Genomic DNA, 18,606 nt, shown 5'->3' with positions numbered 1-18,606 from the left:
GTCCCGACTGCCTGCAACGATTACGCGTACTGGAACAGGCTCTAAGCTGGCCGGAGAATGTCATGAACCAAAAATATCTGCTTTATATGTATTTGCTTAAAGCGCGCACTTTTATTGCATTGCTGATAGTGGTCGGCTTTTTCAGCGTGATGGTGCCAAACTTTCTGACGCCCTCCAACCTGCTGATCATGACGCAGCACGTGGCGATTACCGGACTGCTGGCGATTGGTATGACGCTGGTGATCCTCACCGGCGGTATCGACCTTTCGGTGGGCGCGGTCGCGGGGATTTGCGGCATGGTGGCGGGTGCGCTGCTGACCAATGGCATTCCGTTGTGGGGCGGCAATACGCTATTTCTCAACGTGCCTGAAGTGATTCTGGTGGTGGCCATCTTTGGCGTGCTGGTGGGGCTGATTAATGGCGCGGTGATCACCCGTCTGGGCGTGGCGCCCTTTATCTGCACCCTGGGAATGATGTATGTGGCGCGCGGTGCGGCGTTGCTTTTCAACGACGGCGGCACCTACGCCAACCTGGTAGGGCTGCCCGCACTGGGCAACACCGGTTTTGCGCTGCTTGGCTCCGGCACTGTACTGGGTGTTTATCTGCCGATCTGGCTGATGCTCGGCTTTTTACTGCTCGGCCTCTACCTGACGCGCAAAACCCCGCTGGGTCGTTATATCTATGCCATCGGCGGCAATGAGTCCGCCGCACGTCTGGCGGGCGTACCGATTATCAAAGTAAAAGTCTTTGTCTACGCCTTTTCTGGCCTTTGTGCCGGTCTGGTCGGGCTGGTGGTCGCCTCGCAATTACAGACCGCACATCCGATGACCGGCAATATGTTTGAGATGGACGCCATTGGTGCCACGGTGCTGGGCGGCACAGCGCTGGCAGGCGGCCGTGGGCGGGTTTCCGGCTCGATTATTGGCGCGTTCGTTATCGTCTTTCTGGCGGATGGCATGGTGATGATGGGCGTCAGCGATTTCTGGCAGATGGTCATTAAAGGCCTGGTGATTGTGACTGCGGTGGTGATCGACCAGTTCCAGCAACGTCTGCAAAGCAAAGTGGTGCTGCTGCGTCGCCATGAAAAAAAGCAGCAGGCAGCGCCTCTCACTGATGTCCGTCACACATAACAGGAGCAATTATGAGCCGCGAACAACGTGGAAAAACAGTGGTGATTACCGGTGCCTGTCGCGGCATTGGTGCCGGGATTGCGGCGCGTTTCGCCCGCGACGGGGCCAGGCTGGTGATGGTGTCAAATGCTGACCGGGTCTTCACGACCGCCGACCAGATTCAGCAGCAATATGGCAGTGAGATTCTGGCGCTGCAGGTCGATGTCACGGATGAAGCGGCGGTGCAGCAGCTCTATCAGCAGGCATCTGAGCGCTTTGGTCAGATTGACGTCTCAATACAGAATGCGGGTGTGATCACCATCGACCGCTTTGACACCATGCCGAAGAGCGACTTTGAACGGATTCTGGCGGTGAATACCACCGGCGTCTGGCTCTGTTGTCGTGAAGCGGCAAAATATATGGTGCAGCAGCGCAGCGGCAGCCTGATCAACACGTCATCGGGGCAGGGACGCCAGGGCTTTATCTATACGCCGCACTATGCCGCCAGCAAAATGGGCGTGATTGGCATCACCCAGAGTCTGGCGCTGGAGCTGGCGCCGTGGAATATCACTGTCAACGCTTTCTGTCCCGGCATCATCGAAAGTGAGATGTGGGATTACAACGATCGTGTCTGGGGTGAGATCCTCAGCAGCGAGGAGAAAACCTACGGCAAAGGTGAGCTGATGGCGGAGTGGGTGAAAAACATTCCACTGAAGCGCGCCGGTCAGCCGGAAGACGTGGCGGGACTGGTGGCCTTTCTTGCCTCGGACGATGCGCGCTATATCACCGGGCAGACCATTAACGTGGATGGCGGGTTAATCTTCTCCTGACAGAGGCTTTTCTGCGTTGGGCCTGCGTTAAATGCAGGCCTTATTGAGTGCGGATTTTTCTGTTATATGCACAATTTGCCGCTGCTGTCCTGCATCACCGTCACAATATGTTAAGGTAAGTGCTAATGATTTGTCTTTAATCACAGCAACGAACTGATCAATGTGCCGGGTGACATGATACGGAAAACAGGAGTTCTCTCTTTGATTGCGCTGTCGCTGACTGCGACGCAGAGTGCCCGCGCATTCCAGACTGAAACAGCGGTGTCCGAAACGCCCTTCGATGATCCGGCGCGCTACAGTGAATCGCTGCCGACGCTGGGCGGTGCCAGCGATCAGGATGAAGAGTGGAGCAAAAAGCTGGCGGCCGTGGCCAAAAGTATCGGTGAAGCCAGTAACAACAGCGACAGCAATGTCACGTTTGGTCAACAGGCGGGTGTCTGGGCGTTCAATCATCTGCGGGATGAAGTGGCGGGCCGGGTTGAGAGCGAAGGGCAGTCACTGCTTTCCCCATACGGCAACGCGCAGCTGGACCTGAAAGTCGATATGAACGGGAACTTCGCGGGCACCGGTGGCGATCTCTTTAGCGCCCTGTCCGATGAGAACAGCCTGCTCACCTTCAGCCAGCTTGGCCTGCACGATACCGATGATGGTCTGGTTGGCAACGCGGGGCTGGGACAACGCTGGGACGCGGGTGACTGGCTGCTGGGCTATAACGGTTTTATTGATCGCACCTTCAGCAGCGGCCTGCAACGTGCATCGGTGGGCACAGAGGCGTGGAGCGATTCGATGCGCTTTTCTGCCAACTACTATCAGCCGCTTTCCGGCTGGAAAAACCTGAATGATTCACAGCAGCAGCGCATGGCGCGCGGCTATGACATCACCAGCCAGAGCTATCTGCCTTTTTATCGCCAGCTGGGTGTCTCGGTGAGCTATCAGCAATATCTGGGTGAGAATGTCGATCTGTTTAATAGCGGCAACCGTTATCACAACCCCTCCGCCATGTCGTTTGGCCTCTCCTACACGCCGGTGCCGCTGGTCACCTTTTCAGCCACTCACAAAGCCAGTAGCGCTGGTGAAAGCCAGGATCAGCTGGGGCTTAAACTCAATTATCGCTTCGGCGTGGCGCTGAGCCGTCAGCTTGATGCCGGTAATGTCGCAGAGGCGCGCTCCCTGCGCGGCAGCCGTTATGATACCGTAACCCGCAGTGATACGCCGGTGCTCTCATTCCGTCAGCGCAAAACGCTCTCTGTATTTCTGGCAACGCCGCCGTGGCAACTGAGCAGTGGCGAGAGTCTGCCGCTGAAGCTGCAGGTGCGGGCCAGCAATGACATCAGGGCGGTAAGCTGGCAGGGTGATACGCAGGCGCTGAGCCTGACGCCACCGGCCAATAATGCCGATCCGCAGGGCTGGAGTGTCATCTTACCGCAATGGGATCCCTCACCAGAGGCCAGCAATGAATACCGCCTGTCGGTAACCCTTGAGGACAGCAAGCAGCAGCGTGTGACCTCTAACTGGATTACCTTAAAAGTTGAGCCGCCCATGGGCCTGGACACGGCTCCGCAGAACGATCGCTATGATTTGATGGCGCCTGCTGGTGCAGCACTTTAGCGGGTAAGTTCTGCTAAAAGAGAGGAAGGAGGGCGGTCTGGAACGCCGTCAGGCAGAGTGATCTGATGATCAGTTAACCAGTTTTGTCACAACGCGAACGGCTTTGGCGTAAATTTCTCTCTGGCCATTGAACGATCGCGCCTGTTGAGATTGAAGAAATGCGATGATTTCCAGTACACCCGCAGTCTGGCCTGACTTCAGCAGGCTTGATACAGCATGGCCGACAACGGCATGGACATCATCCATATCCCCCGGTTTATCGCTACTCAAAAGAAACTCCAGCGGTAACTGGTTGGCTGAATTGCGCATAACGAAATACGCTGATTATTTAACATGTTCATTCGTTTATCAAAAGCACCTTTCATGGCAGAGCCCTGAGCAATTTTTCGCGCAGCATGGCGACCTGGGTTGTCAGCAGGCCGAGCTCACTACAGTCAGTATCCATTACCGACACCATATCCGCCGGGACGCCAGCCGCGTCGATTTTAAGCTGGTGGCCCTGTTCTGTCAGAAAGATGAACACCCGGCGCTCATCGTTACCGGTGTCACGCTGGCGGCAGAGGATGCCCGCACCTTCCAGCCGCTTCAGAAGCTGGCTAAGCGTGCCGGAATCGAGCCGAACGCGGGCACCAATCTCAGAGACGGTCAGGCCATCTTTTTCCCACAACACCAGCAGCACAAGATATTGCGGATAAGTGAGTCCCAGCGGTTTTAGCCGGGATTGATAGAGCTTTGTCATGGCAAGTGAGGCGGAATAGAGCGCAAAGCAGAGAAACTGATCAATGGTTTCAGGCGCTGCGCTGGCGGGAGGCGTTTCAGAGTTCCCCGCGATTTCGTCATTCATACTTTTACTCATTCTGAGTCGGGGGAGATAAAGCCCGATGACGGGCAGTTTGCCAGCCTTGAATTCTCGCTAAGTGTCTCAGGAGAAATGGCTTGTTGCAGCCTCTCTTTCCTGGTGTCAGACATCAGATGTTCAGGCGCTATCGCGACGGAGGGAGCAGGCTACAGTGCACGTCTGACTGAAAGAAAGCACAGTATTGAGTCAAACTAAATTGAAGTCAATATAACCGGATGTACCTTCCGGCTTACCTCGCGCTTATTGATGTAATACAGAGTAAATCGACTGCAAAATTTAAGCACTTTGGCGGGCTGACAGGAGCACATTGCTTGTGTAATCGACCTTCGGTGTCAGCCTTTCCGGGAATCGGGTGTGCTTTTAACGCGTCAGGGCGCGGCGTCCAGCTGCTGGCGATTTTATTATTTCCGTTAAGGACCACTGCGCACGAGTGTCCAGAGAAATGAGAGGTTTTCCGTCCCTCTGTCTCATGCGTTCACCCTGTTGTAATAGCGTGGATAGAAATAAGAGGCCAATAGATTGATAAACCTGTTTTTATCGTCTGATGCCAGGGCTTGCTTTCCTCAGAATACCCGCAGGCTGTTCACGCTGCTTAAGCGGTTAGAACCATGCGTGTTCACAAATTTAACTGGACTGGCCTGTTAATTTTGCCCGCGCTGCCGATAGAACACTCAGCGGGATTGATGACGGAACCGACATGTTCGGGGCTCCGCCGATCGTTTGTCTTGCTGCCGTAAGGCTGAGAACGGGCGAATGCTATGTCCAGACATAGCGGAGGCGGGCTTATTGCAGACGGCTTAACTGACAGGGTATGAGAAGTACGCCCCGGTTTTTTTACTGATCATTAAAACAAAACTCTGAAACTTGCCATCACCGGGAACTAACGCATGCGCCTGAAACTTTTCTGGCTCGCAATGCTGAATATTGCGACCATTATTTTACTCTCCACACTGTGGGAGTTTGGGCTTGAAGCGCGGATTTGCCGCCTGCTAGGCCTGGGCTACGATACAAGTTTTGAAATCAGCGAGCGATTGCGGTTTATTCTCACCTCCTCCTCGTTTGCCGGGCTGGCGATGGTTGTTCCTGCGCTGCTTATCGCGGGGCTGATTCGCAAAACCCGAAGGGCGGAAAAAAACGCACTCAGGCTAGCCGGAACCGATGAGCTGACCGGTGTTATGAACCGCCGATCCTTCAATGCACACATTGCTTCGCTTAAAGCATGCGGCGCGGCCTACACTCTGACTCTGCTGAACGTTAATCACTTCAAGAGTATCAATGATCTGAATGGCCATCGTCAGGGTGACGCGACCCTGATCGCACTGGCTGATCTGCTGACCGCTTCGGCAGGCAGCACGAGCAAGGTGTTTCGTGTGGGCGGGGATGAATTCGCCATTGTTGCCGAAGATTCACAGGCTGAGCAGGCGCAGACTTTCGCCGAAAGTTTATGCGAACAGGCAGCATCGATACGGACAGGGCCGCACACCTTTCTGAGCCTCTCAGCAGGCATTGCAAGTTCCGCCTGTACGGGGCAGGCTGATGTCATGCGGGCGGCCGACCTGGCGTTATATGAAGCGAAGCAGGATAAGTGCTCTCATCTGGCACGATTCTCCCCGGACATGGAGCTGCGCTTTCGCCAGCGTGAATGGCTGGAGCAGGAGGTGGTGGCCGCCGTCAGCGGTCACGCCATCGTTCCCTTTCTCCAGCCGCTGGTCTCTTTGCGCACCGGAAACATTACCGGTTTTGAGATACTGGCACGCTGGATCACTGCGTCAGGCCAGACGGTTTCACCCGCAGAGTTTCTGCCGGTGGTGGAGCGACTGGGGCTTATGGACAGTATGACCGTGGCGCTTCTGCAGGATGCGGTCAGTGCCACCCGTGCATGGCCCGCCGGGCTCTGCCTGTCGCTAAACATCACTCCGGAACAGCTGCTGAGACCGTCACTCACCAGCTGTCTGTCTCGCATTATGCAGCATGCCGGACCGGTAATGCTGGAACTCGAAATCACCGAACAAAATGTTATGGCCATTTCCGATGATGCCCGCGAGGCGATTCGTCAGCTGAAAGAGACAGGTATCGGCGTGGTACTGGATGATTTTGGCACCGGCTATTCCAACCTGTCGGTATTGCTGGGGCTGGGTATTACCAAAATCAAAATTGATCAGTCATTTATCGCCGGCATCGTGACCGGATCGGAGCAGCGGAAAGTCGTTGAAACGCTACTGGCGCTCTGTCAGGGGTTGAATGTGGTGATCACGGCAGAGGGGATAGAAGATGTCGCCACGCTGAGATGGCTGAGAAAACGCGGCTGTGATTACGGTCAGGGCTATCTTTTCAGTCGTCCGGTGCCTGCCGGACAGGCAACCACGCTGCTGGCGTCTGCCAATGTGGAAGAACTGATGCAGGAAGCGACGGTAGCCGTCAGCTTAGTCAGGGCACTGGGTTAACGCCGCGTGACGTTGTCTGAAGTGTGGCGTGAGACAATAAACGGGCCTGGCGTGAAGTGCCAGGCCCATAATGACATCAGAACTGGTAAATCAGACCCAGCGCGGTAATGTCGTCGGTTGCCAGACCCAGCGGATTGTTATCTTTCAGCAGGTTAATGCGGTATTCACCATAAACCGACATGTTCTTGTTGAAGTAGTAAGTCGCACCCACTGCGGTGTATTTAATGATGTCGGCATCGCCGATATTCTCAATGTCCTTGCCCTTTGATGAGACGTAACCCAGGGATGGACGGAAACCGTTCAGGAACTGGTACTGCGCCACAGCTTCAAAATTCTGCGCTTTGTTGGCGAAGCCGCCGCTAATTGGGGTGGCATTCAGGGTCTCACCGTACATGGCGGCCAGATAAACCTGGTTCGCATCATATTTGACCGACGTCGCCCAGTGCTGGGCTTTCTCGCCTTCACCACGTGCGGCTCTGTTTTGCGCGGTCGTGCGATCGAGACTGGCAAACGCGCCAGCGAAGCTCAGACCGAAATCAAAGTCATAAGACGCGGACAGGGCGAAACCATCACCGTTGGAGCGACGTACGCCATCGATATTATTGCTGCGGTCGTTTTTGCCCTGATACTGCGCGGCAAGGTTTAATCCGTCTACCAGACCAAAGAAATCACTATTACGCCAGGTGAGCACGCCGGTTGAGCGGCCAGAGAGGAAGGCATCGGTATAACCGGAGTCGCCGCCGAAGAATGGCAGCATATCCGTATAGCTCAACGCGTCATACACCAGGCCATAGTTGCGGCCATAATCCAGCGATCCCGCCTGGCCAAACTTCAGGCCTGCATAACCCAGACGGGTACGGTTGGTCGCCTGCGCATCACTGCCTTCGGAGTTGTGAAGGCTGTACTGATACTGCCAGAAACCATAGCCAGTGAGTTGATCAGTAATCTTTGTCTCACCTTTAAAACCAAAGCGGGCATAAGAGGAGGTATCACCGTTGTTATTATTATCATCTGAAAAAAGGTGAGATACGTTAATCTTGCCGACCAGATCCAGCTTATTGCCATCCTTGTTATAAACTTCTGCGGCCTGTGTGGAGGAGAGACCGATCAGCAACGGCATAACAGCCGCCAGTAAAGTGCGCTTCATCATTTAATTATTATCCTGTCTTCATTAATTATTATTCCCCTGATACGGGGCGAAAAGAAAATGACACAAAAAGATAAATTTACAAAGTGGAATATAAGTAACAAAATGTGATTTAGATATTCCGCAGGCAGGAAAGCGATAGGAAAAGGAGATTAACTGAAAAGATAATAAGATTTTCTTCTTATATCAAATTATGATTAATTTTAATTTAATCCTTTTTAATCATGGATTTGATCAGTTACCGAGTGAAATTAATCAATCCCTTTTGTTCATTTTTAAATCAACGTGTTCAATGCATTAATTATGATTAACAGGTGTAGAAGAATAAAATTGTAATGTTTTTATTCTAACCATTAGCGTGCATATTAATATCTGAACATATTTTAATGAATAATATTTTTATTCCATATAATCACGCCAGAAATAATCTTTCCAGTCACTGATCAAATTGTAATCTGATTGCGGATTAATTAATCAGGTTCAGATGCACGGATCTCTGCGGCAGTCGCGATAAATGAAAATATTTTGTTAAATCTAAACGATCAGCGTCTTTTTGAAGGATGACGCATCGATCCCGCGCTGCACCAGTGTGAGGCAAACCGCGCTAAAACAGGGCGCCGGCGGGGGTTTTCTGGAGAGATAATTTATCAGCGATCACAAAAGCGATATTTCATCCCGTGAATGCATAATTCCGCTGTTTAAAACCCGGCTATGCCGCTGCAATCAGACAATTATTCACTATATATGCAAATTAAGTGAATATTGATTGGTTGTAAGCTATTGATATTACGTTGTGAAGACCATTTTATGCATTAATTCTCTGGCTGGCACGTTAACTGCACTCTACAGTAGGGCAGCATTACAACATCTTTTAACAATTTTAAAACATAAGCTTTACCCAGCCGGTAAAGTCACGCAGGAGAATGGGTTATGGCACTGCACGTTTCACGTCACGATTTCGATCAATGGATGATGCCGGTTTATGCACCTGCGACCTTTATACCGGTTCGCGCGGAAGGCTCCACCGTCTGGGATCAAAACGGCAAGGATTATATCGACTTTGCTGGTGGCATTGCCGTCAATGCGTTAGGACATGCGCATCCGGCTTTACAACAGGCGTTGCAGGACCAGGCCGCACGGTTATGGCACACCGGGAATGGCTACACCAACGAACCGATCCTGCGGCTGGCGAAACAGTTAATTGACGCCACTTTTGCTGACCGTGTGTTCTTCTGTAACTCTGGCGCGGAAGCGAATGAAGCAGCCCTGAAACTGGCGCGTAAAGTGGCGCATGACCGGGTCGGCCCGCATAAAAGTGGCATCGTGGCGTTCAAAAATGCGTTTCACGGACGCACCCTGTTTACTGTGTCAGCCGGAGGGCAGCCCGCTTACTCCAAAGATTTTGCACCGCTGCCGCCAGAGATTCAGCATGCGCCATTTAACGATCTGGCCGCTGCGGCTGAACTGATTAATGACCACACCTGCGCGGTGATTGTTGAACCGATTCAGGGTGAGGGCGGCGTGTTGCCTGCCGATCCGGCGTTTCTCCGCGGACTGCGTGAACTTTGTGATAAGCATCAGGCCGTGCTGATTTTTGATGAGGTGCAGAGCGGCGTTGGCCGCACCGGCTCGCTTTACGCCTACATGCATTATGGTGTCACGCCGGATGTACTCACCAGCGCTAAAGCGCTGGGCGGCGGCTTCCCGATTGGTGCGATGCTGACCCGCGAAGATCTCGCAATGGTGATGGGCGTTGGCTCCCACGGCACCACTTATGGCGGCAATCCGCTGGCGGGTGCGGTGGCCGGTAAAGTGATGGAGCTGATCAATCAGCCTGAAATGATGACCGGTGTCACACAACGTCACGCGTGGATTGTTGCGGCACTGGATGAGATCAACCAGCGTCTGCATCTGTTTAAAGAAGTGCGCGGTCTGGGGCTGCTGATTGGTGCCGTACTGAGCGACAACTTTGCCGGTAAAGCCAAAGAGATCAACCTGGCCGCCGCTGAGATGGGCGTGATGGTGCTGATTGCCGGTGCCAACGTGGTGCGTTTTGCCCCGGCACTGAATATCAGCGAGCAGGAAGTGAAGCTGGGCATGGCTCGCTTTGCCGAGGTGTGTGAGCGTCTGGTCCGAGGGTCCGCATCATGATGGTAATCCGTCCCGTTGAACGCGATGACTTAAGTCAGCTGATGGCACTGGCCGGCAAAACCGGTGGCGGTCTGACCTCGCTGCCCGTCGATAGCGCCACGTTACAGGCGCGTATTGATCGATCGCTGCAGACCTGGGAGGGTACGCTGCCCCGCGCTGAACAGGGCTATGTCTTTGTGCTGGCGGACAGCGAAGATAACCGCGCCGTCGGCATCTGTGCCATTGAAGTGGCTGTCGGCCTGCAGGAGCCCTGGTATAACTTTCGTGTCGGCACGCAGGTGCATGCCTCAAAAGAACTGAATGTCTATGCCGCGCTGCCAACCCTGTCACTGAGTAACGATCACACTGGCAGCAGTGAACTCTGCACGCTGTTTCTCGATCCCGATTACCGTGACGGCAAAAATGGCTACCTGTTGTCGAAATCCCGCTTCCTCTTTATGGCTAATTTCCGTGAGCACTTCACGAATCGGGTTGTAGCTGAGATGCGTGGCGTCAGCGATGAGCAGGGGCATTCGCCATTCTGGGAGAGCGTGGGCAGCCGCTTCTTCTCAATGGAATTCAGCAAAGCCGATTTCCTCAGCGGCACCGGCCAGAAATCCTTTATTGCTGAGCTGATGCCGAAGCATCCGCTCTATATTGATTACCTGACGCCAGAGGCGCAGGCGGTCATCGGACAGGTGCATCCACAAACGGCACCTGCCCGTGCCGTGCTGGAGGCGGAGGGCTTCCGCTACCTTAACTATGTCGACATTTTTGATGGCGGCCCGACGCTGGAGTGCGATATCGACCACATCCGCGCCGTGCGTAAAAGTCGTCTGCGCAGCGCTGAACGGGGTGAAAATCCAGCGGATGCGCCACTCTGTCTGGTTGCTAATAACAATTACCGCCAGTTCCGTGTGGTGCTGATCCCGGCCCATGCCGACAGCGACAGCGTGCAACTGACGGATGAACAGATGCGGGCGCTCCACTGTCAGCCGGGCGACAGCCTGCGCGTAGTGACGCTCTGCAAAGAGGAGAAAACAGCATGACGCACCTGATAAAGGGAGAATGGGTAGACGGTGACGCGGAGGTCCTGACGAAAGCGGATCCGGTCAGCGGCGAGACGTTATGGCAGGGCAAGGCGGCATCAGTCGCACAGGTCACGGCAGCCTGTGACGCGGCGCGCGCTGCCTTTCCGGGCTGGGCCAGACGCCCGCTGGCGGAACGGCAGGCGATTATTGAGAAATTTGCGGCCGGGCTTGAGGTTCACAAAACAGACCTGGCAGAAACCATTGCCCGTGAAACCGGCAAGCCACGCTGGGAAGCACTGACCGAAGTCGGTGCGATGATCAACAAAATCGGCTTTTCGGTGAAGGCGTACCATAGCCGCACCGGTGAGCAGCATGAGGGCGAAAGCTCGCTGCGCCATCGTCCGCACGGCGTGCTGGCGGTATTTGGCCCTTACAACTTCCCCGGCCATCTGCCAAACGGTCATATTGTTCCGGCGCTGCTGGCGGGCAACTGCGTGGTCTTTAAACCCAGTGAACTGACGCCGCTGACCGCCGAAAAAACGGTTGAGATCTGGCTGGCTGCGGGTTTGCCTGCAGGTGTACTGGCGCTGTTACAGGGTGGTCGGGAGACCGGTCAGGCGCTGGCAACCTGCAGCCAGATCGATGGCCTGCTGTTTACCGGCAGCGCCCATACCGGCTATCAGCTGCATCGCCAGTTTGCCGGTCAGCCTGAGAAGATGCTGGCGCTGGAAATGGGCGGGAACAACGCCCTGATAGTGGAAGATCCGGCTGACCTGGATGCCGCCGTCAATATTACCGTGCAGTCAGCCTTTATTACTGCGGGTCAGCGCTGCACCTGCGCCCGGCGTCTGCTGGTTAAACGTGGTGATGCGGGCGATGCCTTTCTGCAGCGGCTGACAGAGGTGGCGGGGCGACTGCAGCCGGCTGCCTGGAATGCTGAACCGCAACCCTTTATGGGAAGCGTGATCTCTACCGGCGCGGCAGAGAAGATTATAGGTGAGTGGCAACGGCGGGTTGATGCGGGTGGCGAGGTGCTGCTGGCGATGCGCTGGCCGGATCGTCACAGTGCCATTCTTACACCGGGCATTATCGATTTAACCGGTGTGCAGGGCATTCCGGATGAAGAGGTCTTTGGCCCGCTGCTCGGCGTAATCCGCTATGACACCTTTGACGAGGCGATAGCACTGGCGAACCAGACCCGTTACGGCCTGTCGTGCGGATTGATATCGCCTTCACGTCAGCAGTTCGATCAGCTGCTGCTGGAAGCCCGTGCCGGTATCGTCAACTGGAACAAACCGCTGACCGGCGCAGCCAGCACCGCGCCATTTGGTGGCATCGGCGCTTCGGGCAACCATCGCGCCAGTGCCTGGTATGCGGCTGATTACTGTGCCTGGCCAATGGCCTCACTGGAGACGCCGGACCTGACGCTGCCCGCCACATTGTCGCCGGGACTCGATTTCTCCGCGCCGGAGAAGCGCTCATGAAGGCAACCGAAGCCAACTTTGATGGGCTGGTAGGATTAACGCACCACTATGCCGGGCTCTCTTTTGGGAACGAAGCCTCGACCCGCAACCAGCTGCAGCCGTCGAATCCCCGTCTGGCGGCAAAGCAGGGGTTGCTGAAGATGAAAGCGCTGGCTGATATGGGCTACGTGCAGGGCGTGATCCCGCCGCACGAGCGACCCAACATTGCGGTGCTGCGTCAGCTCGGCTTTAGCGGCAGTGATGAGCAGGTGCTGGCGTCAGCCGGGAAAACCGCGCCGGGATTACTCTCCGCCGCCAGCTCCGCGTCGGCGATGTGGGTCGCTAATGCCGCTACGGTTTCGCCGTCCGCAGACAGTCTGGATGGCCGGGTTCACCTGACGGTGGCGAACCTGAACAACAAGTTTCATCGGGCGATAGAAGCGCCAGAAACCGCCTGGCTGCTGCGTTCCATCTTCCGCGACGATCGCCATTTTGCCGTGCACGATGCGCTGCCGCAGGTGGCGATGTTTGGTGATGAAGGGGCGGCTAACCACAACCGTCTCGGCGGTGCCTATGGCGAGCGCGGCGTGCAGCTGTTTGTGTATGGCCGCGACAGCAGCCACGAAGGCAAAGCGCCGCAGCGCTATCCGGCGCGGCAAACCCGTGAGGCCAGCGAGGCGATTGCCCGCCTTCATCAGCTCTCACCCGAAAGCGTACTGTTCGCCCAACAGAATCCTGCGGTGATCGATCAGGGCGTATTTCATAATGATGTGATTGCGGTCAGTAACCAGCAGATGCTGTTCTGTCATCAGCACGCCTTTGTTGATCAGCCTGAACTGCTCGCGCAGCTTCGGGCGCGCATCCCCGGCTTTGTCGCTCTGGAAGTGCCGGCAGACCGTGTCTCGGTGAAAGATGCGGTAGAGACTTATCTGTTTAACAGCCAGCTGCTGAGCCGTCCCGACGGCACGATGATGCTGGTATTGCCGGAAGAGTCACGCCAGCATCCGGGTGTGTGGCGCTACCTGTGTGAACAGGTCGAGGCGGATACACCACTGAAATCACTGAAGGTGTTTGATCTGCGCGAAAGCATGTATAACGGAGGGGGGCCAGCCTGCCTGCGTTTGCGGGTCGTGCTGACGCCAGAGGAGCAGCAGGCAGTAAATCCGGCGGTGCTGATGAACGATAACCTCTTCAGCACACTGAATAGCTGGGTTGACCGTCATTACCGTGATCGCCTGACCCAGGCCGATCTGGTCGACCCACAGTTGCTGCGTGAGGGACGTGACGCGCTGGATGAACTGACGAAGCTGCTAGACTTAGGAAATGTTTACGCATTTCAGCTGTGAAGCAGGAGGCAGCACAGTCTGCCGTCTGCTCAGGGCGCAAAGGAGGAATGATGCAGGACTTTTTACAGCAAACGCTTTCCGGCGAGGTGCCGCGTAAGCGTAGTGGTGAAACGGCGCATCTTCGCTGGCAGTGGTTGTATCACGGCATACTGTTGATGGAGCCGACGGTGCCGGTTAAACAGGCGCTGGTGCTCTCTGCCGGGATCCACGGCAATGAAACGGCCCCGGTAGAAATCGTAAACCAGCTGGTTAACCCGCTGTTGCGAGGCGAAAAGCCGTTACAGCAGCGCATGCTGGTCATTCTGGGTAATCCCTCAGCGCTGCGCGCCGGTAAGCGCTATGTGCGTTATGACATCAACCGGCTATTTGGCGGACGCTGGCAGCAGATTGATGACGGTGATGAAGCCCGCCGCGTGTTGCGGCTGGAGCAGGCGCTGGAAACCTTCTGGCAGTTGGGTGAGTGCGATGAGACGCGCTGGCACCTCGACATGCACACCGCCATTCGCGGCTCTTATCACCCTCAGTTCGGGGTGATGCCGCATAACGAGCGTCCCTGGCCGCCTGCGTTTTTAGACTGGCTGGCCGCTGCCGGGCTGGAAGCGCTGGTGTTTCATCGCTCGCCGGGCGGTACCTTTACCCATTTCAGCTGCGAGCACTTCGGTGCGGCCAGCTGCACGCTTGAACTGGGCAAGGCGCTGCCGTTCGGCGAGAACGATCTCAGCCAGTTCAGCGCGGCGCAGCAGGCGCTGGCTTCTCTGCTCTATGGCGAAGCGATGCCTGCCGCGACGGTGAAACCGCGTCACTATCGGGTTGCGCAGCAGATCACCCGACTGAGTGAGCACTTTACGCTGCATATGTCGCCGGAAACGCTGAACTTTACCGCGTTTCCTCAAGGGACGTTGCTGGCGGAAGATGGTAATACGCGCTATTACGTGCAGCAGGCGCGGGAATATGTGCTGTTCCCCAATCCCAACGTGGCCGCCGGGCTGCGTGCCGGACTGATGCTGATTGAAGAGGGTGAACAGACTCAGGCGCTGCCGGTGTGATAACCGTTCTTACTGTTGCAGTTCATCGGCGCTAAAAAAATCGACAGGAAAGCGGGAGATCGCCTTCCGCTTTCCAGTCGTAACCATTACACTCCTCCATGATTTCTGCCAAATTCGCTTTAAATTCATAAACTTTTTCAATTCCTCACGCCTTTCTTCTTATTCTCTTCATGATTGCCCGTTTTTTATCTTTTATGCTTTCACGGCTTTACTCAGGCTCTGAGTAGTTGACGTTCAGCGTCGTATGCTTGTTTCCGAAGACGCGACAGAGTGCTGTCGTCATTATCATGAATTATAAGGACACTATTATGCGCAAACTGACTTCCCTTTTACTGGCTTCTTCGCTGGCGTTTGGTGCAGCCAGCGCCGTCCATGCAGCAGCAGATAACCTGACTCCACCGCCAGCGGGCAGCGAAAAGGCGATGCACAAACCGCCAATGCGCCACGGCATGGAGATGATGTTTAAAGGTCTGAACCTGACCGACGCGCAGAAAACCCAGATGCGCGACATCATGAAAGAGAGCCACAAAGAGATGAAACGTCCGTCACTGGACGAGCGTCGCGCGGCTCACAGCATTATTGCGTCTGACAGCTTTGACCAGAGCAAAGCCGAAGCGCAGGCAGAGAAGATGTCCGCCAACGCGAAAGAGCATGCGCTGAAGATGCTGGAAACCCAGAACAAGCTCTATAACGTGCTGACGCCGGAGCAGAAGAAACAGTACAACGCGAACTTTGAAAAGCGTCTGACTGAGAAAGCCCCGCACGACGGCAAAATGGCGCCCCCAGCAGAACCGGCTGAATAATATTCGTTAAGCGAACGGTTTGAGACCGCCGACGCTGTCCACTGAACGTGAGTGGGCAGCGTCGGCGGTTTTTTTATAGCGGAAGAATAGGGTAGACACCCGACAGAATCGGGCGGCAGAGGATTTTATAGCCGTCGTGATCAAAACCGCCTTCGGGCCGCTGCAGTTTTCTGGCCTCATCCATGCTGCTCACCGAACCGAGATAGAACCAGTGATCGATAACATGGATTTGTGTCATCTCTTTGCCTTCCTCCACCAGACCTACGGCACCCTGCCACGGCCAGCAGAAGACCCGCACATTTTCCAGTGCCTCCAGCAGCCGATCCTGATGGTCGCTGACCGGCTCTTTACCGCAACAGGCTCCGGCGCAACGACGCAGAGCCGAGCGGAAGCAGCCGCGTCCCGCACTCAGCGCTTCCAGACCCAGCAGCCCATGACAGAGCTGATACTCATCCGCCAGTTGCTTGAGCCGTTCCAGCGCCGCAAAGCGGCTGCGATAAAGTCCAAACAGGTTGGGTGACTGACTGAAATCGAGATCTTTTGCGTAAACCACATTCGGTTTGCCGTCGGTAATCTGCAGCGAACAGAGCTGGCGATTTTTGCGCAGTCGCTTATTGAACAGCGGCTGCTGGGTTTTGATCATCTGCGCTTCCAGCAGCAGCGCACCGAGATCGCCTGCTGTGGGGATCCAGCTTACGCGCCGTGACTGGCGCAGCATTTTCGCCTCGTCCGGCGTGCGGAAATGGGACATCACTCGCGAACGCAGATTGACACTTTTACCGATATAAAGCGGCAGTGACTCACTTTCGCCATGAAAGGTGTAGACGCCAGGATGATTCGGCAGGCCTTCCAGCCATTCACGCAGGTGTTCGGGATATTGATAAATTGTATTCGCGTCGGGTTCGGGGCGAAGAATGGCAGCACGTCTGACCAAAATGGACTCCATTTACTGGTTGTCCATACAGCATAACAGGCAGGTGAAATGATCGCCAGCTGTCTGTTAAAGACGCCGTGTCGCCAGCCAGCAAATCAGCGAGCCCAGTGTAATCATCGCAACGCCCTGCCAGAAAGCCAGCGGCGGCGTCAGACCCAGCCACAGCGATCCCAGAAGAGCCGACAGCACTGGCGTGAAGTAGGACGCGGTGGCCAGCAGCGTCAGATTGCCCTGCTGAATCCCATGATTCCAGGCGGAATAGGCGATAGCAGTGGAGAGGCCGACAAACAGCACCTCCATTATCGGTATCAGATCGAACGTTAACGGCACAGGACGATCGCTGAAGGCATATTTCAGCCACAGCGCCAGTGCGGTCAGTATAAAAAACAGCGTGACGCCGTTCGAGCCGCGGGCAAAACGGCGGGTAAGGTTGTTGTAGACCGCCCATGTCAGGGCGGCGATAAAGGCGAGTGCATAGGCGACAGGGTTGCGCAGTATATTCTGCCACAGTAGCGCGGGCGAACTGCTGCCACTGCCTTTCATCACCCAGACGATCCCCAGCAGCGACAGCAGCAGCCCTGGCCAGAGCCAGACACGGAAGCGCTGCTGATTAAACGGAATCGCCAGCACGATGGTCAGGCAGGGCCAGAGATAATTGATCATTCCCAGCTCCAGCGACTGGGTGCGATCGCTGGCCAGCCCGATAGCCAGCGCCAGGCAGATCTCGTAACCGACAAAGAGGGCACCGCCCAGCCACAGGTAGAGCGCGGGCAGTGCGCCAGGTCTGGGCAAACCGCGGGTCAGGCAAAGCAGGATCGCCGTGGTGGTGTAGATCAGCGCCGCGCCGCCAGTGGCACCGAAGGCTTCACTGACGCTGCGCAGCAGACCCACGGTGGTGCTCCAGAGCAAAATGGCGATAAGCCCGATGAGGGTAGCGCGCGAGACGGTGGGAGGCATGCAGCGTTCAACAAATTAAATGAGTGAAGCCTCCTTTGCCGGAGCAAAGGAGGCGCAGGATTACTTCCAGAAGTCGTCGAACACAGTGATCGGCGGACGACGTTTGTGCTCAGTTTTCAGATACCAGCCTTCGATAATACGGGCGTTGTCAGGATCGATGCTTTTGCCTTCCAGATAGTCATCAATCATCTCGTAGGTGACACCCAGCGCCACTTCATCCTGCAGGCCTGGACGATCATCTTCCAGATCGGCAGTCGGTTTCTTCAGATAAAGATGTTCCGGGCAGCCAAGATGCTTCAGCAGCTGTTTGCCCTGACGCTTATTCAGGCGGAAAAGGGGATTGATGTCAGTACCGCCATCGCCATATTTGGTGAAGAACCCGGTGACCGCTTCAGCGGCATGGTCGGTGCCGACCACCACCCCTTTGGTCATGCCGGCGATGCTGTATTGCGCCTTCATTCGCTCGCGCGCTTTTTCATTGCCGCGCACGAAATCAGACAACGTGATACCGGCATCTTTCAACGCGCGCTCACTGGCCAGCACGGACTCTTTGATGTTCACCGCCAGCGAACGGTCGGGCTGAATAAAGGCCAGCGCGTCCTGACAATCCTGCTCATCCGCCTGCACGCCATACGGCAGACGCACCGCAATAAAGGTGTAGTCGTTATCGCCGCTCTCCTGACGCAGCTCGCTGATCGCCGTTTGCGCCAGCTTGCCCGCAAGGGTTGAATCCTGACCGCCGCTAATCCCCAGCACCAGCGTTTTCAGTCCGCTGTGACGTTTCAGATAGGCTTTAAGAAAATCGACGCTGACACGCACTTCCTGGTCGGCGTCGATAACGGGCTTGACACCCAGTGCTTCAATAATTTCCTGCTGCAGTGACATGAACTTCTCCTCAG

At 55.5% G+C, this 18,606-nt stretch carries 16 protein-coding genes; 10 read left to right on the top strand and 6 right to left on the bottom strand.

The features are described 5' to 3' along the window. Nucleotides 1-62 precede the first annotated feature (62 nt). The 3 genes from LQK91_RS06370 (at nucleotide 63) to LQK91_RS06360 (ending at nucleotide 3,547) form a co-directional block, all read left to right on the top strand. Complete coding sequence (locus tag LQK91_RS06370) at nucleotides 63-1,130, top strand: ABC transporter permease (protein ID WP_105099241.1); 1,068 nt, start codon at nucleotides 63-65, stop codon at nucleotides 1,128-1,130. Between the two features lie 11 nt (nucleotides 1,131-1,141). Beyond that, entirely contained in the window at nucleotides 1,142-1,939 is a 798-nt protein-coding gene (locus tag LQK91_RS06365) for an SDR family oxidoreductase (protein ID WP_003848368.1), read from the top strand. Nucleotides 1,940-2,113: 174 nt separating this feature from the next. Continuing rightward, nucleotides 2,114-3,547 carry a YchO/YchP family invasin gene (locus LQK91_RS06360; RefSeq protein ID WP_181405298.1) on the top strand — a complete coding sequence of 478 codons (1,434 nt, stop codon included), beginning with the start codon at nucleotides 2,114-2,116 and terminating at the stop codon, nucleotides 3,545-3,547. 69 nt (nucleotides 3,548-3,616) lie between these two features. Here the strand turns inward: LQK91_RS06360 and LQK91_RS06355 are convergent, their stop codons facing one another. Both LQK91_RS06355 and LQK91_RS06350 read right to left on the bottom strand, forming a co-directional pair. Further along, nucleotides 3,617-3,817: a hypothetical protein gene (locus tag LQK91_RS06355; protein ID WP_223296454.1), complete on the bottom strand. Its 201-nt coding sequence runs from the start codon at nucleotides 3,815-3,817 to the stop codon at nucleotides 3,617-3,619. Between the two features lie 91 nt (nucleotides 3,818-3,908). Then, a complete protein-coding gene (locus tag LQK91_RS06350) occupies nucleotides 3,909-4,391 on the bottom strand; it encodes a MarR family winged helix-turn-helix transcriptional regulator (RefSeq protein ID WP_231001597.1) in 483 nt (160 codons plus the stop codon). A gap of 902 nt (nucleotides 4,392-5,293) precedes the next feature. On the opposite strand from LQK91_RS06350, the gene LQK91_RS06345 reads away from it, so the two are divergent. After that, the gene (locus tag LQK91_RS06345; protein WP_039660381.1) at nucleotides 5,294-6,850 is read left to right on the top strand and encodes a putative bifunctional diguanylate cyclase/phosphodiesterase; all 1,557 of its coding nucleotides are present in this window, start codon (nucleotides 5,294-5,296) and stop codon (nucleotides 6,848-6,850) included. 76 nt (nucleotides 6,851-6,926) lie between these two features. On the opposite strand, the gene LQK91_RS06340 is transcribed toward LQK91_RS06345, so the two are convergent. Continuing rightward, a complete protein-coding gene (locus LQK91_RS06340) occupies nucleotides 6,927-8,000 on the bottom strand; it encodes a porin (RefSeq protein WP_078804348.1) in 1,074 nt (357 codons plus the stop codon). Between the two features lie 927 nt (nucleotides 8,001-8,927). On the opposite strand from LQK91_RS06340, the gene LQK91_RS06335 reads away from it, so the two are divergent. From LQK91_RS06335 to spy, 6 genes are all read left to right on the top strand, one after another. Next, nucleotides 8,928-10,148 carry an aspartate aminotransferase family protein gene (locus tag LQK91_RS06335; protein WP_105099240.1) on the top strand — a complete coding sequence of 407 codons (1,221 nt, stop codon included), beginning with the start codon at nucleotides 8,928-8,930 and terminating at the stop codon, nucleotides 10,146-10,148. Then, entirely contained in the window at nucleotides 10,145-11,176 is a 1,032-nt protein-coding gene (astA, locus tag LQK91_RS06330; RefSeq protein ID WP_008926171.1) for an arginine N-succinyltransferase, read from the top strand. Before LQK91_RS06335 ends, astA begins: the two co-directional genes overlap by 4 nt. Beyond that, complete coding sequence (astD, locus tag LQK91_RS06325) at nucleotides 11,173-12,642, top strand: succinylglutamate-semialdehyde dehydrogenase (protein WP_008926172.1); 1,470 nt, start codon at nucleotides 11,173-11,175, stop codon at nucleotides 12,640-12,642. Before astA ends, astD begins: the two co-directional genes overlap by 4 nt. After that, nucleotides 12,639-13,967, top strand: coding sequence for an N-succinylarginine dihydrolase (astB, locus tag LQK91_RS06320; protein ID WP_105099239.1), 1,329 nt, complete (start codon nucleotides 12,639-12,641; stop codon nucleotides 13,965-13,967). Before astD ends, astB begins: the two co-directional genes overlap by 4 nt. Before the next feature lie 50 nt (nucleotides 13,968-14,017). Next, nucleotides 14,018-15,013: a succinylglutamate desuccinylase gene (gene astE, locus LQK91_RS06315; RefSeq protein ID WP_105099238.1), complete on the top strand. Its 996-nt coding sequence runs from the start codon at nucleotides 14,018-14,020 to the stop codon at nucleotides 15,011-15,013. Between the two features lie 308 nt (nucleotides 15,014-15,321). Next, nucleotides 15,322-15,816, top strand: coding sequence for an ATP-independent periplasmic protein-refolding chaperone Spy (gene spy / locus LQK91_RS06310; RefSeq protein ID WP_003848356.1), 495 nt, complete (start codon nucleotides 15,322-15,324; stop codon nucleotides 15,814-15,816). Between the two features lie 73 nt (nucleotides 15,817-15,889). On the opposite strand, the gene cho is transcribed toward spy, so the two are convergent. From cho to nadE, 3 genes are all read right to left on the bottom strand, one after another. Beyond that, nucleotides 15,890-16,750, bottom strand: coding sequence for an excinuclease Cho (cho, locus tag LQK91_RS06305; protein ID WP_105099287.1), 861 nt, complete (start codon nucleotides 16,748-16,750; stop codon nucleotides 15,890-15,892). Between the two features lie 66 nt (nucleotides 16,751-16,816). Further along, a complete protein-coding gene (gene yddG / locus LQK91_RS06300; protein ID WP_008926175.1) occupies nucleotides 16,817-17,707 on the bottom strand; it encodes an aromatic amino acid DMT transporter YddG in 891 nt (296 codons plus the stop codon). A 60-nt stretch (nucleotides 17,708-17,767) separates the two neighbouring features. Further along, nucleotides 17,768-18,592 (bottom strand): ammonia-dependent NAD(+) synthetase, encoded by an 825-nt coding sequence (nadE, locus tag LQK91_RS06295; RefSeq protein WP_008926176.1) that lies wholly within the window; start codon nucleotides 18,590-18,592, stop codon nucleotides 17,768-17,770. Nucleotides 18,593-18,606: the final 14 nt, after the last annotated feature.

Source organism: Pantoea sp. MHSD4 (assembly GCF_021043305.1).
Lineage (GTDB): Bacteria > Pseudomonadota > Gammaproteobacteria > Enterobacterales > Enterobacteriaceae > Pantoea > Pantoea eucalypti.
Note: the sequence above shows the minus strand (reverse complement) of the source record. Positions and strands in the feature narration are given on the sequence as shown.